19 protein-coding genes and 1 riboswitch are annotated in these 19,830 nt (G+C 68.7%); of the genes, 13 read left to right on the top strand and 6 right to left on the bottom strand.

From position 1 onward, the window contains the following. Together D7Y15_RS12555 and D7Y15_RS12550 are read right to left on the bottom strand one after the other, a co-directional pair. The gene (locus D7Y15_RS12555) at nt 1-774 is read right to left on the bottom strand and encodes a hypothetical protein (RefSeq protein ID WP_233604917.1); all 774 of its coding nucleotides are present in this window, start codon (nt 772-774) and stop codon (nt 1-3) included. Between the two features lie 62 nt (nt 775-836). Then, complete coding sequence (locus tag D7Y15_RS12550; protein ID WP_233604915.1) at nt 837-1,757, bottom strand: ABC transporter ATP-binding protein; 921 nt, start codon at nt 1,755-1,757, stop codon at nt 837-839. 393 nt (nt 1,758-2,150) lie between these two features. Between D7Y15_RS12550 and D7Y15_RS12545 the strand changes: the two genes are divergently transcribed. The 5 genes from D7Y15_RS12545 to D7Y15_RS12525 all read left to right on the top strand — a co-directional run bounded on the left by D7Y15_RS12545 (nt 2,151) and on the right by D7Y15_RS12525 (nt 6,837). Then, entirely contained in the window at nt 2,151-2,360 is a 210-nt protein-coding gene (locus D7Y15_RS12545) for a hypothetical protein (RefSeq protein WP_120563278.1), read from the top strand. A 63-nt stretch (nt 2,361-2,423) separates the two neighbouring features. Continuing rightward, nucleotides 2,424-3,392: a porphobilinogen synthase gene (gene hemB, locus D7Y15_RS12540; protein WP_121752700.1), complete on the top strand. Its 969-nt coding sequence runs from the start codon at nt 2,424-2,426 to the stop codon at nt 3,390-3,392. Between the two features lie 210 nt (nt 3,393-3,602). Further along, complete coding sequence (locus D7Y15_RS12535) at nt 3,603-4,013, top strand: hypothetical protein (protein WP_233604914.1); 411 nt, start codon at nt 3,603-3,605, stop codon at nt 4,011-4,013. A 23-nt stretch (nt 4,014-4,036) separates the two neighbouring features. Next, nucleotides 4,037-4,654: an RDD family protein gene (locus D7Y15_RS12530; protein WP_120575513.1), complete on the top strand. Its 618-nt coding sequence runs from the start codon at nt 4,037-4,039 to the stop codon at nt 4,652-4,654. Next, entirely contained in the window at nt 4,639-6,837 is a 2,199-nt protein-coding gene (locus D7Y15_RS12525) for an ATP-grasp domain-containing protein (RefSeq protein WP_121752698.1), read from the top strand. Before D7Y15_RS12530 ends, D7Y15_RS12525 begins: the two co-directional genes overlap by 16 nt. Before the next feature lie 63 nt (nt 6,838-6,900). Here the strand turns inward: D7Y15_RS12525 and D7Y15_RS12520 are convergent, their stop codons facing one another. Beyond that, nucleotides 6,901-8,184: a phosphatidylserine/phosphatidylglycerophosphate/cardiolipin synthase family protein gene (locus D7Y15_RS12520; RefSeq protein WP_121752697.1), complete on the bottom strand. Its 1,284-nt coding sequence runs from the start codon at nt 8,182-8,184 to the stop codon at nt 6,901-6,903. A gap of 75 nt (nt 8,185-8,259) precedes the next feature. Continuing rightward, on the bottom strand, nt 8,260-9,690 hold the full coding sequence (locus tag D7Y15_RS12515; RefSeq protein WP_121752696.1) for a carotenoid oxygenase family protein: 1,431 nt from the start codon (nt 9,688-9,690) through the stop codon (nt 8,260-8,262). Nucleotides 9,691-9,784: 94 nt separating this feature from the next. Between D7Y15_RS12515 and D7Y15_RS12510 the strand changes: the two genes are divergently transcribed. From D7Y15_RS12510 to D7Y15_RS12500, 3 genes are all read left to right on the top strand, one after another. Next, nucleotides 9,785-10,525, top strand: a complete 741-nt coding sequence (locus tag D7Y15_RS12510; protein ID WP_233604913.1) for a TetR/AcrR family transcriptional regulator — start codon at nt 9,785-9,787, stop codon at nt 10,523-10,525. A 66-nt stretch (nt 10,526-10,591) separates the two neighbouring features. Beyond that, on the top strand, nt 10,592-11,974 hold the full coding sequence (locus D7Y15_RS12505) for a P1 family peptidase (protein WP_120575507.1): 1,383 nt from the start codon (nt 10,592-10,594) through the stop codon (nt 11,972-11,974). Nucleotides 11,975-12,029: 55 nt separating this feature from the next. Then, complete coding sequence (locus tag D7Y15_RS12500) at nt 12,030-12,152, top strand: hypothetical protein (protein ID WP_014396669.1); 123 nt, start codon at nt 12,030-12,032, stop codon at nt 12,150-12,152. A 37-nt stretch (nt 12,153-12,189) separates the two neighbouring features. On the opposite strand, the gene D7Y15_RS12495 is transcribed toward D7Y15_RS12500, so the two are convergent. Beyond that, nucleotides 12,190-12,711, bottom strand: a complete 522-nt coding sequence (locus tag D7Y15_RS12495; protein WP_121752695.1) for a hypothetical protein — start codon at nt 12,709-12,711, stop codon at nt 12,190-12,192. A 93-nt stretch (nt 12,712-12,804) separates the two neighbouring features. On the opposite strand from D7Y15_RS12495, the gene D7Y15_RS12490 reads away from it, so the two are divergent. The 3 genes from D7Y15_RS12490 (at nt 12,805) to D7Y15_RS12480 (ending at nt 16,915) form a co-directional block, all read left to right on the top strand. Continuing rightward, nucleotides 12,805-13,956 carry an AI-2E family transporter gene (locus D7Y15_RS12490; protein WP_120575505.1) on the top strand — a complete coding sequence of 384 codons (1,152 nt, stop codon included), beginning with the start codon at nt 12,805-12,807 and terminating at the stop codon, nt 13,954-13,956. A 48-nt stretch (nt 13,957-14,004) separates the two neighbouring features. After that, entirely contained in the window at nt 14,005-15,042 is a 1,038-nt protein-coding gene (locus D7Y15_RS12485; RefSeq protein WP_121752694.1) for a hypothetical protein, read from the top strand. A 121-nt stretch (nt 15,043-15,163) separates the two neighbouring features. Beyond that, the gene (locus D7Y15_RS12480) at nt 15,164-16,915 is read left to right on the top strand and encodes a CotH kinase family protein (protein ID WP_121752693.1); all 1,752 of its coding nucleotides are present in this window, start codon (nt 15,164-15,166) and stop codon (nt 16,913-16,915) included. Between the two features lie 45 nt (nt 16,916-16,960). Here the strand turns inward: D7Y15_RS12480 and D7Y15_RS12475 are convergent, their stop codons facing one another. Then, nucleotides 16,961-17,728: a polysaccharide lyase gene (locus D7Y15_RS12475; RefSeq protein WP_121752692.1), complete on the bottom strand. Its 768-nt coding sequence runs from the start codon at nt 17,726-17,728 to the stop codon at nt 16,961-16,963. A 115-nt stretch (nt 17,729-17,843) separates the two neighbouring features. Here D7Y15_RS12475 and D7Y15_RS12470 point away from each other — a divergent pair, with 115 nt between their 5' ends. Continuing rightward, nucleotides 17,844-19,232: a DUF2380 domain-containing protein gene (locus D7Y15_RS12470; RefSeq protein ID WP_121752691.1), complete on the top strand. Its 1,389-nt coding sequence runs from the start codon at nt 17,844-17,846 to the stop codon at nt 19,230-19,232. After that, on the top strand, nt 19,229-19,699 hold the full coding sequence (locus D7Y15_RS12465; protein ID WP_120575500.1) for an NUDIX hydrolase: 471 nt from the start codon (nt 19,229-19,231) through the stop codon (nt 19,697-19,699). The genes D7Y15_RS12470 and D7Y15_RS12465 overlap by 4 nt, the downstream gene beginning before the upstream one ends. 48 nt (nt 19,700-19,747) lie before the next feature. Then, nucleotides 19,748-19,817, top strand: a riboswitch (guanidine-III (ykkC-III) riboswitch). Nucleotides 19,818-19,830: the final 13 nt, after the last annotated feature.

Here is a 19,830-nt window from a genome sequence, read left to right as displayed (position 1 = left end):
TCAGCAGTCCTTTCCTTCGAAGTGCCAGAAGCCCACGGAGAGGGCCCCCAATCCGAACACCAGCACGCCGCCCAGCAGCATGCCCAGCGAACCCTTCTCCAGCGGCGTGGAGCTGGCCAGGTCCGCCGCGCGCGATGCCAGCGCGGACAGCCGGGGCAGCACCAGCGTCACCGCGTCGAACGCCGTGCGGCCGAAGCCCGACTCCAGGTAGCGCGACACGTCCGCGCGGAAGCCCGCGAGGATGCCGCCCACCAGCAGCACGAAGCCCGCCGCCGAGCACAGCGCCGCGCTGCGCACCAGCGTCGCCGTGGTGAGCATCACCGCGTACACCGCCGCGAACCCCACGCACGCCAGGCCTCCCGCGATGAGCGGCCCCACCGTCCAGTACCCCGTCTTCACTCCGAAGATGAGCGTCAGCCCGCCCGCGGCGTACACCGTGCCGCCCAGGGCCAGCGTCATCACCCCCAGGAACGTGCCGGCCAGCAGGTGCCAGCGCTGCAGGGGCAGGGAGAGGAGGTGCTCGATGCGGCCGGGAGACAGGAGCCCCGGCGCGAAGTCCGAGCACGCGACGATGCCGAAGAGGATGCCGCCGTAGAACACCAGGTACGCCGCCGCGCGGTACATGGGCCGCAGCGCCACGTCCACGGACATGATGTTGGAGCGCATCACCTCGCCGAACAGGCGCGTCGCCGCGAGCGCTCCGTCCACGACCTCCAGCTTGAGGCTGAGCGCCACGGTGGCCAGCACCAGCGTGAGCCCCACCATGAAGGCCATGATGAACTTGCGAGACGCCGCCTCGCGCAGCACGTAGCCGGCGATGACGAAGACAGGGCTTTTCACGCCGCCACCCCCGGCCCGCCCACGGCGCCCAGGAGCACCGCCTCCAGGTCCGCGCCCTCGCGCTTGAGCTCCATCAGCAGCGCGCCCGAGGCCCGCGCCCGGTCCAGCGCCGCGTTGAGCACCGCCACGTCCGCCGCTTCCACCGTGTACACGCCGTCCTCCCTGCCACCGACCATGGGCGCCACGCCCGCCCGCGCGTCACCGCCCACCACCGCGCCAGTCCTTCCACCCCGCGCTGGATCCGCCACGGCCATGAAGCCCGCCGCCGTCAGCGCCTGGGTGTCCGCGCCGGGCGCGAAGCGCACGCGCCAGCGGGCCCCCGCCTTCGCCAGCTCCTCCAGCCTGCCTTCGCGCAGCACGCGCCCGTCCGCGAGGATGGCCACGCGATCGCACACGCGTTCCGTCTCCGCCAGCAGGTGCGAGTTGAGGAACAGCGTCACGCCCTTCCGGACCTCCTCCTGGAGGATGCGGCGCACCTCCAGCCGGCCCATGGGATCGATTCCGTCCGTGGGCTCGTCCAGCACGAGCAGCGCCGGGTCTCCCAACAGCGCCGCCGCCAGCCCCAGCCGCTGCCGCATGCCCTTGGAGTAGCCGCCGATGCGCCGGTCCACCGCGTCTGAAAGCCCCACGCGCTCCAGCAGTCGCGCGTGCGCGGCCGCGTCGACCTTGAGCCCCTTGAGCCGGGCCACGGTGGCCAGGAACGCGGGCGACTTCCACGTGCCGGGCAGGTGCAGCCGCTCCGGCAGGTAGCCGATGCGCGCGCGGATGGCGGGATCCTCCGGCGACCCGCCCAGCACGCGCACCGTGCCCGCGGTGGGCCGGACGATGCCGAGCACACTCTTGATGAAGGTCGTCTTGCCCGCGCCGTTGGGGCCAATCAGCCCGAACGCGCTGCCCGCCGGGACGTGGAGGTCCATGCCCCGGAGGGCTTCATGGCCGCCGCGTCCGAACGCTCGGCGATACGTTTTTCGCAGGCCCTGCACTTCAAGGGCGGGAGGAGGAGTCGTCACGGTTACGACTGTAGACGACCCGCTGGGCGGATGATTGCACCCGCATGGAAACCAGTGCCCTCAGGGGAGGGACGGGCGGCCCTGCATGCGGGTTGCCCCTCCGCGTTCCCCTGTTCGCGCCGCTGGGAAAGTCATTGCGCACCCGGAGAGCGCGTGGCGCGACGCGACACCTCGTCTTTCCCGGGCGTTGCACTCCTGGGAGTTCCAACGGTGCCCCTGGTCCAGACCCTGCAATGCCAGTCATCGACCCGCGGGACGAAACGCCAACCCTCGCGGACACACCACACGGGAGACATGGGCATGACGTGGGCAAACGGGACCGAGCAGCAGCTCCAGGACGCGCGCCGTGAGCTGGAGGCCGCCGAGCGGGAGCTGAACACCGGGACCGAGGCGGCGCGGGTGCGCTACGCCCGGGCGCTGTACGAGGCGGACCTGGCCGGGCGGCGGGCCGACCGCATGGCGCGCGATTCCCGCCGCCAGCAGCTGACCTGGCGCCCCGTCGCCGGCTGAGCAGGCGGATTCAGGACGCGGAAGGGGTGAAGCGCGGGGCCCGGCGGTTTATACCGGCGACCCATGGCCCACCCCGTCCACCGTCCCCGCAGGCTGCGCCGCTCGGCGGCCCTCCGTGACATGGTGAGAGAGACGCGTCTCTCGCCCACGGACTTCATCTATCCGCTGTTCGTCGTGGAAGGCCGGGACGTTCGCCGTCCCATCTCCTCCATGCCGGGCGTCTTCAACTTCTCGCTGGAGCACGCGGTGAAGGAGGCGAAGCTCGCGAAGTCGCTGGGCGTGCCCTCCGTCATCCTCTTCGGCATCCCGGACCACAAGGACGCGCGCGGCACCCAGGCGTACGCGACGGACGGAATCGTCCAGCGCGCCATCCGGGAGATCAAGGCCGCGGAGCCGGACCTGCAAGTCATCGCGGACGTGTGCCTGTGCGAGTACACCGACCACGGCCACTGCGGCGTGCTGGACGGCAACCACGTGGCCAATGACGCCACGCTGCCGCTCCTGGCCCAGATGGCCGTCACCTGCGCGCAGGCGGGCGCGGACATCATCGCTCCGTCGGACATGATGGACGGCCGCATCGGCGCCATCCGCAAGGCGCTGGATGAGGTGAGGCACCAGGACACGCCCATCATGGCGTACTCGGCGAAGTACGCCTCCGGCTTCTACGGTCCCTTCCGTGAGGCCGCGCAGAGCACGCCGCAGTTCGGCGACCGCCGCGGCTACCAGATGGACCCTGGCAACGTGCGCGAGGCCATCCGCGAGACGGCGCTGGACGTGGAGGAGGGCGCGGACTTCATCATGGTGAAGCCGGCGCTGTCGTACCTGGACGTCATCCGCGCGCTGCGTGAGAACTTCGACCTGCCGCTCGCCGCGTACAACGTCTCCGGCGAGTACGCGATGCTCAAGGCCGCCGGGCAGAACGGCTGGGTGGACTACGAGCGCGTGATGTTGGAGGTCCTCACATCCATCAAGCGCGCGGGCGCCGACCTGGTCATCACCTACCACGCCCTGGAAGCGGCCAAGCTCCTGTAGGCGACACCCGGGCGCCCGTGTTCGGCGGAAGGCTTGATCGCTTCCGCCGCTTGCGCCCAAATGGTCCCCACAACGATGCCCACCCAGAAGAAGCGGCCGGGACGCAGAACCGAGAAGCCTCCGCCCAGACGTGGCGCGACGTCCAAGGTCCGTAAGGGCCCGGCGCCGCGCACCCCGTCGAGCCAGCGCCCCGGAAAGGGTCGCGCTCCGGTGGTCCGTGAACCCGGGCCGTTGCAGTACAAAGTGGTGGAGCTGTCCACGGTGGACGAGGGAGCGCTGGAGCGCGCCTTGAACGAGTGGACGGCCAAGGGTTGGAACCTGGACGGCGTGCAGTTCGCGATGCGCGAGTCCTCCAAGCGCCCGGCCATGGCCTTCGTCTTCTTCACCCGCGAGGGCGAGGCCGCGCGGCACGACGAGGACGACGCGCGGCAGAAGCTGTTGCGCATGTCGGAAGGCGGAAGCCCCACGGCGCGGCTGGCGGCGGAGCACGCCGGAGAGCACGCGCAGACGGTGGTGCCCTTCGTCCACCCGCTGTCCGCGCACGAGCGGCTGGCGAAGCTGGCGGGACTGGACGAGCCGGAGCCCACCGAAGAGGGTCTCACGCTGGAGCCCGAGGAGTGAGCACCGCCCCCGATCGCAGTCTCATGGCGGAAGGCCGGAGCGCGGGCCGCGTGCTGCGGCTGGTGCAGGAGGACGCTGGGCCGGACTCACCGTACCCGAAGGCGTCGCTGCTGCTGCGGCTGGGCGCGCGCGTGGTGGACTGCGCGGTGGCCTGGGGCCTGTACGTGGTGTGCGGGGCGGCGGGCGCGGTGGTGGCGCTGCTGTTCCTGCTGCTCGCGGACGGGATGCTCCAGGGGCAGAGCGTGGGCAAGCGCATCTTCGGCGTGAAGGTGATGCACCTGCCCACGCGCTCGGCCGCACGGCACCGTGACAGCACGCTTCGCAACGCGCCGCTCGCGCTGGTGGTGCTGCTGGGGATGATGCCCGCGCCGCATGGCGTGGTGGCCGCCCTGGCGGGCTTCGTCGTGATGGGCGGAGTGGAGGCGTGGCGCGTGCTGCGCGACCCGCTGGGCCTGCGGCTGGGGGACACCTGGGCGCAGACGCAGGTGGTGGACGGGAAGGTTGTCGCGGGCGCGACGGTTGCAGCCCGCACGCCGGTGGCCGCCACGCGCGCCCCGGGTCGTTTGATGTCAGCGGCGAAAGTGCGCCGCGGCAAGGCATTCAGGAAAGGGAGACGGGGTAAGCCATGCGCATCGCGCTGACCTACAACCTGCGGCTTTCGGACTCGGAAGAAGAGGCGGAGTTCGACACGCAGGAGACGGTGAACACGCTGGCGGGAGCCATCGAGCGGCTGGGCCACCGCCTGGAGCGCTTCGAGGTGAGCGGCCCCGCGTCGCGCACCGTCGCCCGCCTGGAGGCGTACAGCCCGGACCTCATCTTCAACACGGCGGAGGGCCGCCGCGGCCGCTTCCGTGAGGCGTTCTACCCGGCGCTCTTCGACGAGCTGGGCTTCGCGTACACGGGCTCGGACGCGTACGCGCTGGCGCTCACGTTGGACAAGCAGCTCACCAAGCTCATCCTCTCCAAGCACGGCATCCGCACGCCGGGCTGGCAGTACGTGGAGAAGCTCAGCGAGCTGCAGGCGGAGAACCTGCGCTTCCCCGTCATCGTGAAGCCCAACTTCGAGGGCTCCTCCAAGGGCATCACCCAGGACTCCGTCGCGGAGACGCTGGAGCAGGTGCGCGAGAAGGTGGCGAAGGCGCTGGAGAAGTACCCGGCGGGCGTGCTGGTGGAGGAGTACATCAGCGGGCGCGACCTCACGGTGCCGTTCCTAGCCGCGGTGGACAACGACTTCGACGGCGTGCTCGCGCCGGTGGAGTACGTCATCGACCCGGAGGCGTCCCAGGGCCGCAAGTACGCCATCTACGACTACGAGCTGAAGACGCGCCGGGAGAAGTCCGTCTCCGTGCGCGCCCCCGCGAACATCCCGGCGAAGATGTCCGAGGACGTCCGCAAGATGGCGCAGAAAATCTTGCAGGTGCTGGACTGCCGCGACCTGGGCCGGCTGGACTTCCGCGTGTCCGACGCGGGCGTGCCGTACTTCCTGGAGATCAACGCGCTGCCCAGCCTGGAGCCGGGCGCGGGCATCTACGCCGCGGCGGAGCTGGAAGGGCTGCACCTGGACGGGGTCATCAACTCCATCATCCAGAGCGCGGGCAAGCGCCACAAGATCCGCGACTCCAAGAGCCGCCAGGGCCGGCCCGCGCGCAAGTCCGGTCCGCTGCGCGTGGGCTTCAGCTTCAACGTGAAGCGCGTGAAACCCAGCGCCACGGCGGAGACGGTGCAGGAGGACAGCGAGGCCGAGTACGACTCGCCCAACACCCTCCAGGCCATCCGTGAAGCGATTGCCTCCTGGGGCCACGAGGTCATCGACCTGGAGGCCACGGCGGAGCTGCCGACGGTGCTCTCCAGCACGCCGCTGGACGTCGTCTTCAACATCGCGGAGGGCTTCAAGGGCCGCAACCGCGAGAGCCAGGTGCCAGCGATGCTGGAGCTGCTGGACATCCCGTACACGGGCTCTGATCCGGCCACGCTGTCGCTCGCGTTGGACAAGGCGCTGGCGAAGAAGATCGTCCGTCAGGCGGGCATCCTCACGCCCAACTTCCAGCTGATGGTCACGGGCAAGGAGCGCCTCAACAAGGAGTTCACCTCCTTCCCGCTCATCGTGAAGCCGGTGGCGGAGGGCAGCTCCAAGGGCGTCGTCACCAAGAGCGTCTGCTACTCCGAGACGGAGCTGCGCGACGTGGTGAAGGAGATCGCCGGCAAGTACCAGCAGCCCGCGCTGATTGAAGAGTACATCGGCGGCCGCGAGTTCACGGTGGGCCTGCTGGGCGAGCGTCGTCCGCGCGTGCTGCCGCCCATGGAGATCGTCTTCCTGGACAAGGCGGAGAAGAACCCGGTCTACAGCTTCCAGCACAAGCTGGATTGGACGGACCGCATCCGCTACGACGCGCCCGCGAAGATCGAACCCGCGCTGCTGGAGAAGCTGCGCACGGCGGCGCGCAACTCGTTCATGGCGTTGGGGTGCCGCGACGTGGCGCGCATCGACTTCCGCATGGATGACAAGGGGCGCATCTACTTCATCGAGTGCAACCCGCTGCCCGGCCTCACGCCCGGCTGGAGCGACCTGGTGCTCATCGCGGCGGGTGCCGGCATGGACTACCGGACGCTGATTGGCGAGATCATGGCCCCCGCCATCCGCCGCTACAAGGAACGCGAGGCGCGCCGGGCCCAGACGGAGAACCCGGCTGGTACCCACGCGCCGCCGCTCAACAAGGTCGTGCAGCGGATCGAGGAGCAGAACGCGCGGGCCAACGCCACTGCCGCCGCCTCGGCCTCACCGCAGGAGCCGACGCCTCCGCCGCGTCCGGAGCTCAAGTCCTGAGCGTCCGCTGAAGCGCGGGCAGGGAAGGGGACGGTGCCCGAAAGGCGCCGTCCCCGTTTCATTTCAGCCGTCGTTGAGGGACTGGGCCCAGCCCTTCTCGAAGTTGTCGTGGTACGCCTGCCACAGCGCGTCCGAGTAGAACTTCACCAGGTTCTCGTCGTTGTAGCGCAGCGAGTTCTTGGACAGGTTGTGCGAGCCCGTCAGCACCATCTTGCGCACCGTCCCGTTGAAGTTCCCCGAGTAGACGAAGTGCTTGCTGTGCGTGAGCACCTCGCGCGGCGTGCCGTCGCTCGTCTTCACGTTGTTGGCGGAGACGTCGTAGAGCTGGCGCAGGGTGATGTTCTTCGCACCGGTGAGCTTCGTTTTGATGCCCGCGTCCATGTCCGTGTAGAGCACGCGCACCCGGCAGCCCAGCTTGCCAATGCGCACCAGCTCCGTGGCCACGATGACGCGGCTGTCGTTGAAGTGGTTCTGGTTCACGTCCAGCGTGCAGCCCGACACGTACGTCTTGATGTAGTCCGTGAAGTTGTTCGTCACGGTGTCGCTGGACAGCTCGTTGTCGTTGCCCGTGCGCGGGAAGAAGTAGGCGGTCCACGGCGCGTTGGGGGAGCTGTAGTAACCCTGGCCCGTGGTGGGGTTGTAGTAGTCCGTCGTCTTCGAGCCGCCGCGCAGGTCGTTGTGGTAGCCGACCCAGTAGTCGTACCAGTCCCAGTCCTCGTAGCTGACGACCATGTCGTTCCAGTAGTTGTTCTGGGAGTAGGTGTTGTTCCAGGAGCCCTGCACCACGACGCGCTGGATGCGGTTGCCCTGCGGATCCGTGGTGGTGGAGAAGGTGAAGATCTTGTCGTGCATGATGGTGCCCTCGCGGTCGAAGCCCGCGATGCACGCACTGCCCGCGCCCGTGCCGTTGCACCGCGTGAGCTCCAGCCTCAAGCCGTCCGGGCACGAAGCCGCCGGGGGCACGTAGCTGCTCAGGTCATGGATGACGCCGCCCGCGGAGAACTCCGAAGCGGCGCCGCCGTTCTGCTCGTCCACCACCAGCCGCACGATGACGCCCCGGCACAGCGCCGCCTTGATGTCCGCGTTCAGGTGGTCCGTCGTCCACAGGAACATGGCGATGCGGATGTATGAACCCTTGGGGCTGTTTTGGATCAGCCGGGCAACCTCGTCCTTGATGCGGTAGTCCCGCGTGCCCGTGTTGTCCGGCTGGTTGAAGACGGCGTAGAGCCCGGGCACGTTCGTCGCGCCCTGGGCCTGCTCCGCCAGGTTCGGATCCGTCTGCGCCTCGGGCTGACACCCGGTGAGCGCAAGCACCACCAGTCCTGCCACCGCCAACAGCCTTCTCATGTCCTGCCTCCGTTTTCCCGCCTCCGACCATTTAAGCTGAAATGGTATGGAAAGCGGAGAAAGCGGGAGTCAGTGTCATTTGGTCGGCGCGAAGCCGCCATGGAACGTCGGGGGCAGGGCGTGATCGAAGTGGCAGCGCGCCACGGGTCCGTCCTCCAGGTGGCGCGCGTCCAGCACGGCGATGTGGGACGTGCCCGACTTCGCGTCGAACACCTGCGTGAGCACCCAGCCGTCGTCCTCGGCGCTTCCGCCGGGGCGGGGGACGAAGATGGGCTCGGAGGGGTAGGTGCCCTCGCCCAGGGACGCCGTCGTCATGCGGCCCGTGGCCACGTCCACGCGCGCCACGCCGTCGAAGAGGCCGCGCCGGGCCTCGTCGCTGCGGTGCGTGCCCACGTAGACCGTCTGGTTCTCGCGGTTCACGACGCCGGGGGCCACGCGGGGGAATTCGCAGCTCACGTCCAGCCGCTGCTCCGTGCGGAAGGTGCGTGCCTTCAGGTCCACCACCGCCCGGTGCAGCATGCCCTTCGCGTCCAGGGACGTGGCGCCGTGCACCAGCTCGCCCAGCCACTGGTTCGTCGTGAAGTCGGGATAGCGCACGTAGTCCACCACCAGCGTGTCGCCCTGCTCGTACGCGTTGCCGAAGTGCCACAGGTAGAAGGCGTCCGTGGTGATGCGCACCGGGTGCGCCACGTCATCGATGGGCACCACCAGCACCTCCGTGCCCGCCTCCGGCTTCCACCGCAGGTTCTCCGAGTACGTGCCCATCCGCAGCAGCATGCGGAAGAGGTTCAGGCGCAGCGGTGACAGGAAGAAGACGAGGTAGCGGTCCGTGGCGATGAAGTCGTGCACCATGGTCGCGCCCGGCAGCTTCACCGCGCCCAGCCGCTGCGCCTTGCCGCCATCCGGCAGCGCGTAGAGGTCCGCCAGCGTCTCGCGGCCGTAGCGGATGCCGAAGTTGTAGGACGCCTTGCGCGACGGCACGCGGTGCGGGTGCGCGGAGAACGTCTCCACCACCGTGCCGTCGAAGTCCGTCTCACCCAGCGTGGACAGGTCGTCCTGGGACACCTCCACCGGGATGCTGCCCTCGAAGAGCGCGTACAGCTTGCCGTTCCACGCCATCACGGACGTGTTCGCGGAGTTCTTTCGCACGTTGCGAAGCTTGTGCAGCAGCGGCGTGGGCGTGCCGTACGCGCCGTAGCGCTGCGAGTGCGCCTCGCGCTCCGCGACCATCGTGGGCGTATCCAGCAGCCGCGACGCGCCCGTCACCCCGTCCGCGCCGAAGCGCACGCCCAGCATCCCGCCGTCCCCATCGAACCAGTGCTGGTACGCCCGGCCATGCACGTCGAACGTCCACGGCCCCACCCGGTACAGCGAGCCCCGCAGCCCTTCCGGCACCTGGCCCTCCACCCGCAGCGGTTCGAAGCCGTGCTGGCGGGGGAGCGTGCGGAACGCCCGCAGCCAGCCCGGCGCGGAGGAGGACATCGTCTGCTTCGTCGCGGTCGTCATGACGGCTCCCTTTCCAGTGCAACGTAGGGCGCGAGAGAACCCCGCGCCGCCCATCTTGTAGACACTGTAAACATCGCATGTTGTCGGTGTCAACATGGATGTTGACGCTGGCAACTTCGCGCGGCGGATGGTCAAGTCGCGCGGGCGACAGTGGGCGCATGAGGAGGCACGGACGGTGGCGACGCGGGGCAAGCGGAGGCAGGCGGCGGAGGCACCCGAGGACAAGGGCCGCTACCACCATGGAGACCTGCGCCAGGCGCTGGTGGACGCGGCGGTGGCGCTCATCGCCGAGGAGGGCTTCGGCGCGCTGTCCCTGCGGGAGGTGGCCCGGCGGGCGGGCGTCACCCACGCGGCGCCGTACCGGCACTTCGCGGACAAGGAGGCGCTGCTGGAGGCGATGGCGCACGAGGGCTTCCGCGCCATGGCGCGCGAGATGCGCGAGCGCATGGCCCCGCACACCGGACCCCTGGAGCGGCTGTACGCGGCAGGCGAGGCCTATGTGCTGTTCGCCATGCGCCACCCTCCGCACTTCCGGGTGATGTTCGGCCCGCACTTCACCCGGCCCATGTCACCGCCCCCGGAGCCGGAAGGAGAGCAGGGTGCCTTCACGCTGCTGGTGAACAGCATCGAGGCCGGACAGGCGGCGGGCCTCCTGCGCCCCGGTGAGTCGCGGCCCCTCACGCTCACCGCGTGGTCGCTCGTGCACGGGCTCGCCTCGCTGTTCGTGGATCAGCAACTCGGTGAGTCGCAGCAGGGCGCGGAGGCCGCGGAGGCGCTCGCCCGCGTGCAGACGCGGCTGCTCGTCGAGGGGCTGAAGCCACCCGCACGCGGCTGAACCTTCGGGACAGTTGGTAGGGAAAGCAGGGTTGACCGTAGGAGATTGTCGGGTACGGTCGGCGCCATGGTGCGGATACCGGAAGAGAATGGGCCGAGGGTCCGGGCGCGGGAGCTGGGACTTCCGCTGGGGCGCTTCAAGCCGGGGAAGTACAACGCCATCACCGACGTGGAAGGCGTGTTGGTGGGCCACACCACCATCATCGAAGGCTCGGGGCCGTTGCGCCCCGGCTACGGCCCGGTGCGCACGGGCGTCACGGCCATCCTGCCCAACCTGGGCAACATCTTCATGGAGCGCATGAGTGGAGGCGGCTTCGTGCTCAACGGCGCGGGCGAGGTCTCCGGCATGACTCAGCTCATGGAGTGGGGCCTCATCGAAACGCCCATCCTCCTCACCAACACCATGGCCGTGGGCGCCGTGTCCGACGGCGTGGCCAACTACCTGGTCCAGCGCTACCCGGGCATCGGTGACGAGCACGACGTCATCATCCCCGTGGTGGGCGAGTGCGACGACTCGTGGCTCAACGACGTCTCTGGCCGCCACGTGCGCCAGGAGCACGTCTTCGCCGCCATCAACGCCGCGAAGTCCGGGCCGGTGCAGGAGGGCAACGTCGGCGGCGGCACCGGCATGGTGACGTGCGACTTCAAGGGCGGCATCGGCACGTCGTCGCGCAAGCTGCCGGAGGTGCTGGGCGGCTACACGCTGGGCGTGCTCGTCATGTCCAACTTCGGGAAGATGCACAACCTGCGCGTGGGCGGCCTGCCCGTGGGCGAAGTGCTGGTGGAGAAGTTCAAGAACACCCCCCACCGCGGCAAGTCCTACGGCTCCATCATCGCGGTGGTCGCCACGGACGCGCCGCTCCTGAGCCATCAGATCAACCGCCTCTGCAAGCGCGTGGGCCTGGGCATTGGCCGGGTGGGCAGCTACGCGGCGCACGGCTCGGGTGAAATCGTGGTGGGCTTCTCCACCGCGAACATCATCCCCAGGCGCACCCAGAAGATGGTCTACAAGATGAAGATCCTCCTGGATCAGCGTCTGGACCCCCTCTACGAGGCCGTGATGGAGGCCACGGAGGAGGCCATCCTCAACGCCATGTGCATGGCGGAGCCCATGACGGGGGTGAACGACAACTACTCGCCGGCGCTGCCCCTGGACGAGGTCCGCCGCTTCGTGGACGCCTGCCGTCCCATCTTCGCCTCGGTGAAGAAGCGCCCCCACCAGACGAGCGCCCCGGCCTCCAAGGAGCGCCCCAGCGACGAGGACCGGGAGGGGGAGGTGACGCTGGGCAGCGCCCTGCCCACCCAGGTCCGCGGCGCGGAGGGCATTCCCTTCCCGACCCGTCCGGCCCCCAACGAACCCCCTCCGGACGGGGCGCCAGGGCCCTCGCCGGAAGCGAACGCGGCGCCTGTCCCGGGGGACCCCGAGGGTTCCTCTTCCGGGAGCCCGTAGGCTTCTGATAGGTAAGCTCCCCTTTGCTCCATTCCGGAGACCAGGAGCCACCCACATGGCCAACAGCAAGAGCAAGCACCGCCGCGTGCAGATGAAGATCCGTCAGCACTGGAAGAAGCGGATCAAGAAGCAGAAGGAAGCCGCCAAGGCCGCCGCCGCCGAAGGCAAGAAGAAGTAGTTCGTCTTCCCTGGCGCCGCTCCCGGCGGCCCTGGCTTCACTGCCGGGTCGCCGTGAAGGGGCGCGCCACGTTGCATCTTTGGGCGCTGGTCCCCTGGACGCGCGAGAACTGGCCGCTGAAGTTCCCGGTCAGGTTGCTCTGGCCCAGGCCGCCGTCCTCGGCTCCGCCGGTGTGGGTCGCGGTGAGGGTGTAGGTGGCGCTCACCCCGCCGTCACCGCTGGGCAGCGGCGTGCCGATGAGCGTCAGGTCGCCGGTCGCGTACACCTGACCCGTCAGCGCCACCCCCGCCAGTGAGGCCGTGAGTGCGTTGCCCCCGGTGCGCTGGATGTTCAGCACCTCGCCGTCCGCCAGCGGCTGGACGTTCAGGTTCACGCACTCGGCGGACAGGCCCGCGTCCCCCAGGAACGTCAGCGGATACGCGCCCTCCACGGCGGGGCAGTTGTCGGTGCATGCCACGCTCTGGCTCTCGTCGCAGCCAGCGGGAGCGAGCATCAGGAAGGTGCTGGACACCACCGCGGTGGCGACGGCTGCCAGGGGAACGAAACGTCCAGAAGTCATGGATGGCCTCTTGGTGAAGCGAGGAGCGGACTTCCTGGTGGGAATAACCATTCCTACGTTGTGTGCAGTCGTTCTGGGGGACGGGGTGGGGCGGTGACGGCGGGCGATTCGAAGCGGTGGTCCAATTTCATTTTCGCGGGGCTGTTCGCGCTCGCGCTGATTCTCTTTTCACGCATCCTGCTGCCGTTCCTGATGCCGGTGCTGCTGGGCGGCTTCCTGGTCGTCCTGTTCATGCCCATCCAGGACTCCTTGGACCGGCGGCTCCAGGGCCGCAAGTCCCTGACGGCCGGACTGTCCACCCTCGCGGTGTTCCTGCTGATTCTCGCCCCGCTGGCCCTGGTGGGCTGGATGGTGGCCCGGGAGGTGCTCCAGTTCGTGGGCCAGGCGCAGGACCTGTTGGATCAGGTGGACCTGCGTCACCATTTCCTCAACAGCCTGCCCCGGGGTCTTGCCCGCTACGTGCACTTCGATCCGGAGAGCTCGGAGACGGAGCGCCTGTTGATGACGGCGGTGTCGGGCGGCGCGGGGCTGCTCGCGGACGTGGTGGGCGCCGGCACGGAGCTCCTCGTCAACATGTTCCTGATGACGGTCGCCATGTACTACTTCTTCCTGGACGGCCGTCGTCTGGTGAACGAGGTGGCGCGGCTGATTCCCCTGGAGCGCCGCTACTTCGACGCCTTCTCCCACGAGTTCACGGACGTCGCGTACGCCATCATCTACGGCAACACCGTCACCGCGCTGGTGCAGGGCGCGGTGGGCTTCGTGGGGTTGCTCATCGCGGGCGTGCCGCACGCCGGGGTGTGGGGCGCGGCCATGGTGCTGGTGGCGCTGGTGCCGGTGGGTGGCACCGCGCTCGTGTGGGGGCCCATTGGCGTCATCCTCATCGCGGCGAACCGGGTGAGCGAGGGCGTGTTCCTGCTCGCGTGGGGCACGTTCCTGGTGGGCAGCATCGACAACGTCATCCGCCCCAGGCTGTGCGGCTCGCGCATGGCGCTGCACCCGCTGCTCGTCTTCCTGTCCATGTTCGGCGGGCTGGCGGTGTTCGGGATGATGGGCCTGCTGGTGGGGCCGCTCATCGCGTCCATCTTCATGGCCATGGTGCGCATCTACCGGCGCGACTTCCTGGGTCGTGCGCAGGAATCCCAGCCTGCACCCGTGGTGTCCCAGGATTCCTCGCCTTCGCTCACCCCGCAGCCCGCGCCGGTGCCCTCCACGGCCAGCGTGGGTCACGTGATGAACGCCTGAGCCCCGAGCCTGGACTTCGCCCCGGCGCTGGGTGAACCTGACCGGAGCATGACGACCACCCGAAGCGCGAGGGTCCTCTCGGGACTGCCGCGGACCCTGGCCCTCGTCGGAGCCCTGTCGGCTCCGGCCGCGGCGGCCTCCGACGTCCTGACGCCGCCGGCCTTCCATGGCACCCGGGAGTCCCCCGCGTGGCTGTCGCTGCGGCTGGGCACCGGACCGTCAGGCAAGGCGCAGTCGAAGGCGGAGCCGGAGGTGGGCGCGCCCACCTGGGTGCGGCTCAACCTGTCCCTGACGGCAACGTGGCGGCGCTACTGCGCGCGGCCCGGCGTGGACAGCTGCGGCGCGTACGACAGGCTGCCGGAGGAGGATCAGCTCGGGGACACGTCGGACTTCAGGTCGTCGTATCCGTACCTGGGGCTGGCGCTGGAGGTGGAGGTGCTGCCCCTGGCGCGCGCCACCCCGTCGGTGCTGCGCGGGCTGGGGTTCAAGCTGGGGGTGCAGCGGGGCTTTTCCAATTCCGACGTGACGCTCACCGGGGACGGCGGCCAGACGCCGGTGCGCGAGGTGTCCGCCACGGACACGGCCTTCACCGCGCAGGCGATGTATCGCTACTACTTCCGCTTTGGCACGACGCGGCCGCAGCAGGGTTACGTGGGCGCGCGCGCCGGCATCCAGACGCGCGCGTTCGACGTGGAGCAGTCCACGGACAACCCGCTGACCGGCACGCACCGCGTGTTCCCGTCCGTGGCGGTGGACCTGTCCGTGCCGCTGTTCAGCTCGGTGCGGCTGGACGCGTCGGGCGGGCTCCTGCTGTCGCCCAAGCCGGGGCACTCGCCGGAAGCGGACGGGGGCCGGCGGGCGCTGGAGGTCCGCGACTACGGCACGTCCGTGTCCAGCTTCGGCTGGAGCGCGGAGCTGGGCGTGTCCGGGGACATCTGGGGACCGTTCGGCTACGAGGTGGCCTGGCACCTGGAGCACTTCAAGGACAGCTTCTCCGGGCCCGGCACGCTCACTGGTTGGAACAACGGAGGAGCGGCCGAGGAGACGTACTCCAGCCTGCACGCTGGCTTGATCGTGACGTACTGACGTTGACGCTGTCGGGCGTGCGACATCGCCCCGGAGCGCGGGTGTCGGCACTCCGGAACGATGACTACCCCTTGCCTCCACGGCCTGTCACAGGCCCGTGACGCAAGGGGGACGCTGCTCGGTGCGAACAAGGCGATGGTGGACGCGGGGACTGGCGGGGCTGGCGTGCTTCGCTCTGGTGGCGTGCGGCGGCGGTGACACCCCATCGCCCACGAACGACACGCCTTCCGGCACGGACTCCGACGCGGGCACGCACCCGCAGTCCGACGCGGGCACGATGGATGGGGGCACGCAGCCGTCCTCCGACGCGGGAACGGGTTCGCAGTCCGACGCGGGCACCGTGACGCCGGACGCGGGGACGGCACCGCGGGCCTGCGCACCCACGGCGGGCGACACGCGCTGGGTGCTGGAGGGCGAGGCCTTCACCGCGCAGGTGACGTGCGCGACGGGCCTCAAGGAGGCCGGGCTGCGCTTCGGGGTGAAGAACCTGCCTCAGGGCGCCACGTTCGACGAGTCCACCGCCACGCTGCGTTGGACGCCCGCGCTCAACCAGGGCGCGGTGTGGATGCTCACGCTGGAGGAGCGCACCACCGACGAGACGGGCACGCTCAAGGTGGGCGTGGCCAACAATGACAACGCGCCGGGTAAGGTCGACATCGTCGACCCCGCGGCCTACACGGAGGAGTACGGGCTGCCCGTGGTGCACCTGTTCTTCGACCCGGCCGTGGGCCTGACGTCCGGAGGCTACCGGCCCGCGGAGGTGGTGTACCGGGGCCACCGCTTCACGATGGAAGCGAAGTACCGCGGGGCCACGTCCAGCGTGTTTCCCAAGCGCAGCCTGACCTTCAAGTTCGCGGAGGACGACCTGTTCTCCGAGCCCGTCTTCGGCGACGGCTTCAAGGACCGCAAGCGCCTGGTGCTGATCACCCCGTTCAATGACAACTCATACCTGCGCTCGCGGCTCGCGTTCGACCTGTGGAACCGGCTGTCGCCCGACGCCGTGCGCATCCGCACCTTCAGCGTGGTGGTGTACGCGAACAACAAGTACCGCGGCCTCTACACGGCGGCGGACCACGTGGACAGGCGGCTGATGGGGTGGAACGGCATCGACAACGACTCGGACCTGTTCAAGGGCGTGGACGCGGACGCCAACTTCTCCCGCCTCAAGCGCAATGGACAGACGAAGGAGCACCTCCACGTCGGCTTCGAAAAGGACGAGGGAACGCCCGAGCAGAACCAGGCCCACGCCTTCGACACGCTGGACGCCTTCGTCGCGTGGGTGGCGGACTCCAGCGCGGATGGCTTCCGCCAGGAGTTCGGCACGAAGCTGAAGGCGCGGGACTACGAGGACTGGTGGATCTTCAATACGCTCATCCAGGGCAATGACTCGCAGGGGAAGAACGCCTATCACGCGTATGACCCCAAGGCGGGCGGACCGTGGCGCTTCATCCCGTGGGACCTGGACGCGAGCTTCGGGCAGAACTACGACACCACGCGCACCAGCGCCACGGCGCGGCCCACCTACGCGTCGGACAACCTGCTCTTCAAGCGGATGCTGGCGGAGCCCACCATCGCGGGCCCCGTGCGCGAGCGCTACCGCCAGGCCCTGAAGAACGAGCTGAGCGAGGCCGCGGTGCAGGCCCTGATTGACGGCTACGTGCAGGAGCTGGGGCCGAACGCGCAGCGAGACGAGGCGCGGTGGGCAACGGAGTACCGCGACTTCGCGAAGCCGGAGGCGGGGAGCGACGGAGGGTACGGCAACTTCCCGGACTGGCACCTGCGCCAGGACTTCAAGACCCACGCGGAGGAGGTGGAATACATCCGGCAGTGGGTGCACACGCGGTGGGGCGCGTTCCAGTCACAGCTGCCGTGAGGTTGGCGGCGCGGCGGGGGGAGGACCTCGCCGCGCCCACCGGGACTACCACTGCGAAGGGTCGGCGTCGGCGAACGTCGTGCCGGCGGCGATTTCGTCGAACCAGATGCTGCGGTTGGGCTGGGAGCCCTGCATGGAGCCGCTGTCGTGCCAGCCATTGGCGTAGAGGCCGACGCGGAACTGGAAGTAGCGGTCGTCAGCCACGGTGGTCGCCAGATTGAACTGCTCCAGGACCTTCACGCCGTCGAACCAGAGCTTGATGTAGCCGGTGCTGTCGCTGGCCCACTTCACCTGCAGGATGACCTTGTGCCATTCCCCCGCGCTCACGGTGGCCAGACTGGGGAAGGTGACGGTCTTCTGGTTGCAGACGGTTCCCTGCTTGACGCGCGTGTAGAGCTGGTTGCCGGACAGCCACACCATGGTGGACGGCATGTAGTCGTCGCAGCCGGTGTTGGAGAAGTCCGCGATGAACTGCGCGATGTTGTAGGACTGGGGTTGGAACTGCCAGTCCTGCTGCAGGCGGAACGTGAAGCCATAGAAGCCCGTGTCGCCGCGGCGGTAGACGTTGTTCCTCACCACCTCCGAGTGGTACCGGCCCGTGTAGTTCGGGTCGTAGATCTGCGTGACCTTGATGGCGGTGGGGCCCTCATAGGTGACGTTGGTGACCTCGTTCACGGAGCCGTTGTGCTCGCGGTTGATGGAGTTCCATCCGGTGAGTGTTCCGGTGTTGCGGAAGATCTCCGCCGCCTGCGCGCTCAGCCCCAGCGCGAACAGCGACACGCTAGCGGCGACGGCGAAATGCTTGGGCTGCATTGAAAAGCCTCCACTGAAATTTTACGGCTTTGTCACTATTGCTTGTTTTTCAAGCTTAGCAGGTTCGTGCCTCGTTTGTCTCGTTAGAGTGGAGCTCCCCTTTCCAGGAGGCTCCATGACAGCGATGCGATGGCTGCTGGGTGTCGTGATGATGTCCCTGGCGTGTGCCTCCGGGCCGCCCGTGCGGGGGCGTGAGCTGCATCAGGGCTCGCGAGTGAGCGCGGGTCTCGGGTGGCAGGGCCGGTCCAGGGGAGGAGAGACGGCGGCTCCCTTGGAGTTCCGGGCGGTCCGGAATGCCATCCAGGAGGTGTCGGACTCACTGGATGGCATCGCCCGGGGGCTCGCCAGGCTGGAGGACCGGGGCGCGGGCATCGGCGGGCACGGCGGTGTCTTCACGCGCTACCTCGAACACGGCTCGGGGCAGTTGGCCGGGATCCGCGGTCTGATCGAGGACGCCACGTTGCTTGAGGAGGCTTCGGAGGCGGTAACGGACGCGGAGCTGGCGCAGGGGCTCCTCCGGATGTCGGGCCAGCGAATCGAAGCCGCACTCGCCAGCGCGATGCTGTTGGCCGCGTGGCTCGACTTCCTCCAACTCGCGGATGCCGTGCTTGAGCAGTGCCCTTTCTACAGCGTCGAGCAGCTCTTCGTGGACCTGGCCCGTGTGCAGGGGCGGATCGATCCGAGCCTGAAGCGGCTCCAGTCATTGGATCCGGAGCAGGTGGAGTCCGCGTCGGTCGCGCTGCCAGGGCAGATGGGGGCCCTCACGCGTGAGTTCCAGTCCATCCGCGAAGGTGTCCGTGCATCGGCGGAGCTGGGCGGGAAGGTCGTGGCGGCGGCGCGGTTCCTGGAAATGCTCACGCTGGTGTCGTCCCTGAAGGCGTCACTGCCACGACTGCCGCCAGCGGCTCCCGCGACCATTGGCGTAGGGCTCGTGATGGGGTCGGGCGGCGTGATGATGGGCTCCCGGATTGTCGTCTCTGCGGAGTGGGTGGAGCGGATGCGGGCGCTCGTCCAGGCAGGTGTCCTCTCCGCGCCAGTCGTCAGCGCGGCGGTCCGCGTCCACGCCGGACAGCTGCTGATGTCGCAGGGCGGTCAGGACCTGCCCAAGGGCGTCCGCGAAGCGCTCGGTGATGGGCCAGAGGTCCGTGGCATGCGCGAGACCGGCAGGGCAGGGGCCGGAATGTCGGATGCGCCGCGGCACCACGTGATGCCGCGAGAGCACCGGGAGTGGTTCGAGAAGCGCGGCTTCAAAGGGGCGATGGACATCGACCAGTTCTGCGTCCGCCTGGAGCGTTCGCACCATGAGGCCATACATGGTGGCGGTGATTGGAGGCTGGGGCGCACCTGGCCCGGTGAATGGAATCAGCTGATCATGAAGGCGCTTCGCAAAGCTGAAGTCGAAGCGGGCAAGAGGTTGACCCGCCACGAGGTCCTGGACATCGTGGCGGACTGGATGAGGACCTACGACATCTCCATGAATTTCGTTCGAGGGAGCAGACGATGACGGACGGGCGTTCCTGGAATGGCAACTGGAAGGTTCGCATCCATGAGCGGCTTCAGGAGCGTGGTTTCAAGTCGCTCACCGCGTTCGCAGAGGCGCATCCGGCCATGCCGTTCGTGGAGCTGGCGGAGGAGCTTGGGAAGGACGATGTCGCGGGTGTCCAGGTCCTCCGTGGACTGCTTGTAGAGGCGGAGCGGAGCAAGCAGGTCACACGGTTCGTACGCGACGTGTTCGTTCGTCACTTCGCCTACAGCCTTCCGAAGGGATGGCCATCCGAGATGGATGATCAATCCCGATTTCAGCTCGCCAAGGCGCTCGCCTACTGGTCCACTGACGCTCCTGATAACTACGAGCAGCGGGTCGAGCGGGCCATTCGAGCCCTCCGCGCCAATCCACCCCCGCCAGGCTGGCGTCCCCTCGGTCCCAACGACGAGCTTCTCCTCACGTTGCTGCCTGACGAGCAAGCCTGAAGGAGTAGCGGTCGGCGACCATCCCGGTTAGCTTTCGAGTCGCGTGCGGAAGCCCCAGGGTGGGGCCTCTGAGCCCGGACGAGGTGCGCCGTACCCGGTCACGACAAGACGACGCCTTAACGGGAGTCGTG

Origin of the sequence: Corallococcus sp. AB030, from assembly GCF_003668965.1 — a bacterium.
Lineage (GTDB): Bacteria > Myxococcota > Myxococcia > Myxococcales > Myxococcaceae > Corallococcus > Corallococcus exiguus.
This window is presented reverse-complemented; position numbering and strand designations above follow the sequence as displayed.

Excerpts from the sequence above, each read along its gene's own strand:
- D7Y15_RS12555 (WP_233604917.1), bottom strand. The coding sequence starts at position 774 with ATGGCCTTCATGGTGGGGCTCACGCTGGTGCTGGCCACCGTGGCGCTC.
- D7Y15_RS12550 (WP_233604915.1), bottom strand. The coding sequence starts at position 1,757 with ATGGACCTCCACGTCCCGGCGGGCAGCGCGTTCGGGCTGATTGGCCCC.
- D7Y15_RS12545 (WP_120563278.1), top strand. The coding sequence starts at position 2,151 with ATGACGTGGGCAAACGGGACCGAGCAGCAGCTCCAGGACGCGCGCCGT.
- hemB (WP_121752700.1), top strand. The coding sequence starts at position 2,424 with ATGGCCCACCCCGTCCACCGTCCCCGCAGGCTGCGCCGCTCGGCGGCC.
- D7Y15_RS12530 (WP_120575513.1), top strand. The coding sequence starts at position 4,037 with ATGGCGGAAGGCCGGAGCGCGGGCCGCGTGCTGCGGCTGGTGCAGGAG.
- D7Y15_RS12525 (WP_121752698.1), top strand. The coding sequence starts at position 4,639 with ATGCGCATCGCGCTGACCTACAACCTGCGGCTTTCGGACTCGGAAGAA.
- D7Y15_RS12520 (WP_121752697.1), bottom strand. The coding sequence starts at position 8,184 with ATGAGAAGGCTGTTGGCGGTGGCAGGACTGGTGGTGCTTGCGCTCACC.
- D7Y15_RS12515 (WP_121752696.1), bottom strand. The coding sequence starts at position 9,690 with ATGACGACCGCGACGAAGCAGACGATGTCCTCCTCCGCGCCGGGCTGG.
- D7Y15_RS12510 (WP_233604913.1), top strand. The coding sequence starts at position 9,785 with ATGGATGTTGACGCTGGCAACTTCGCGCGGCGGATGGTCAAGTCGCGC.
- D7Y15_RS12505 (WP_120575507.1), top strand. The coding sequence starts at position 10,592 with ATGGTGCGGATACCGGAAGAGAATGGGCCGAGGGTCCGGGCGCGGGAG.
- D7Y15_RS12500 (WP_014396669.1), top strand. The coding sequence starts at position 12,030 with ATGGCCAACAGCAAGAGCAAGCACCGCCGCGTGCAGATGAAGATCCGT.
- D7Y15_RS12495 (WP_121752695.1), bottom strand. The coding sequence starts at position 12,711 with ATGACTTCTGGACGTTTCGTTCCCCTGGCAGCCGTCGCCACCGCGGTG.
- D7Y15_RS12485 (WP_121752694.1), top strand. The coding sequence starts at position 14,005 with ATGACGACCACCCGAAGCGCGAGGGTCCTCTCGGGACTGCCGCGGACC.
- D7Y15_RS12475 (WP_121752692.1), bottom strand. The coding sequence starts at position 17,728 with ATGCAGCCCAAGCATTTCGCCGTCGCCGCTAGCGTGTCGCTGTTCGCG.
- D7Y15_RS12470 (WP_121752691.1), top strand. The coding sequence starts at position 17,844 with ATGACAGCGATGCGATGGCTGCTGGGTGTCGTGATGATGTCCCTGGCG.
- D7Y15_RS12465 (WP_120575500.1), top strand. The coding sequence starts at position 19,229 with ATGACGGACGGGCGTTCCTGGAATGGCAACTGGAAGGTTCGCATCCAT.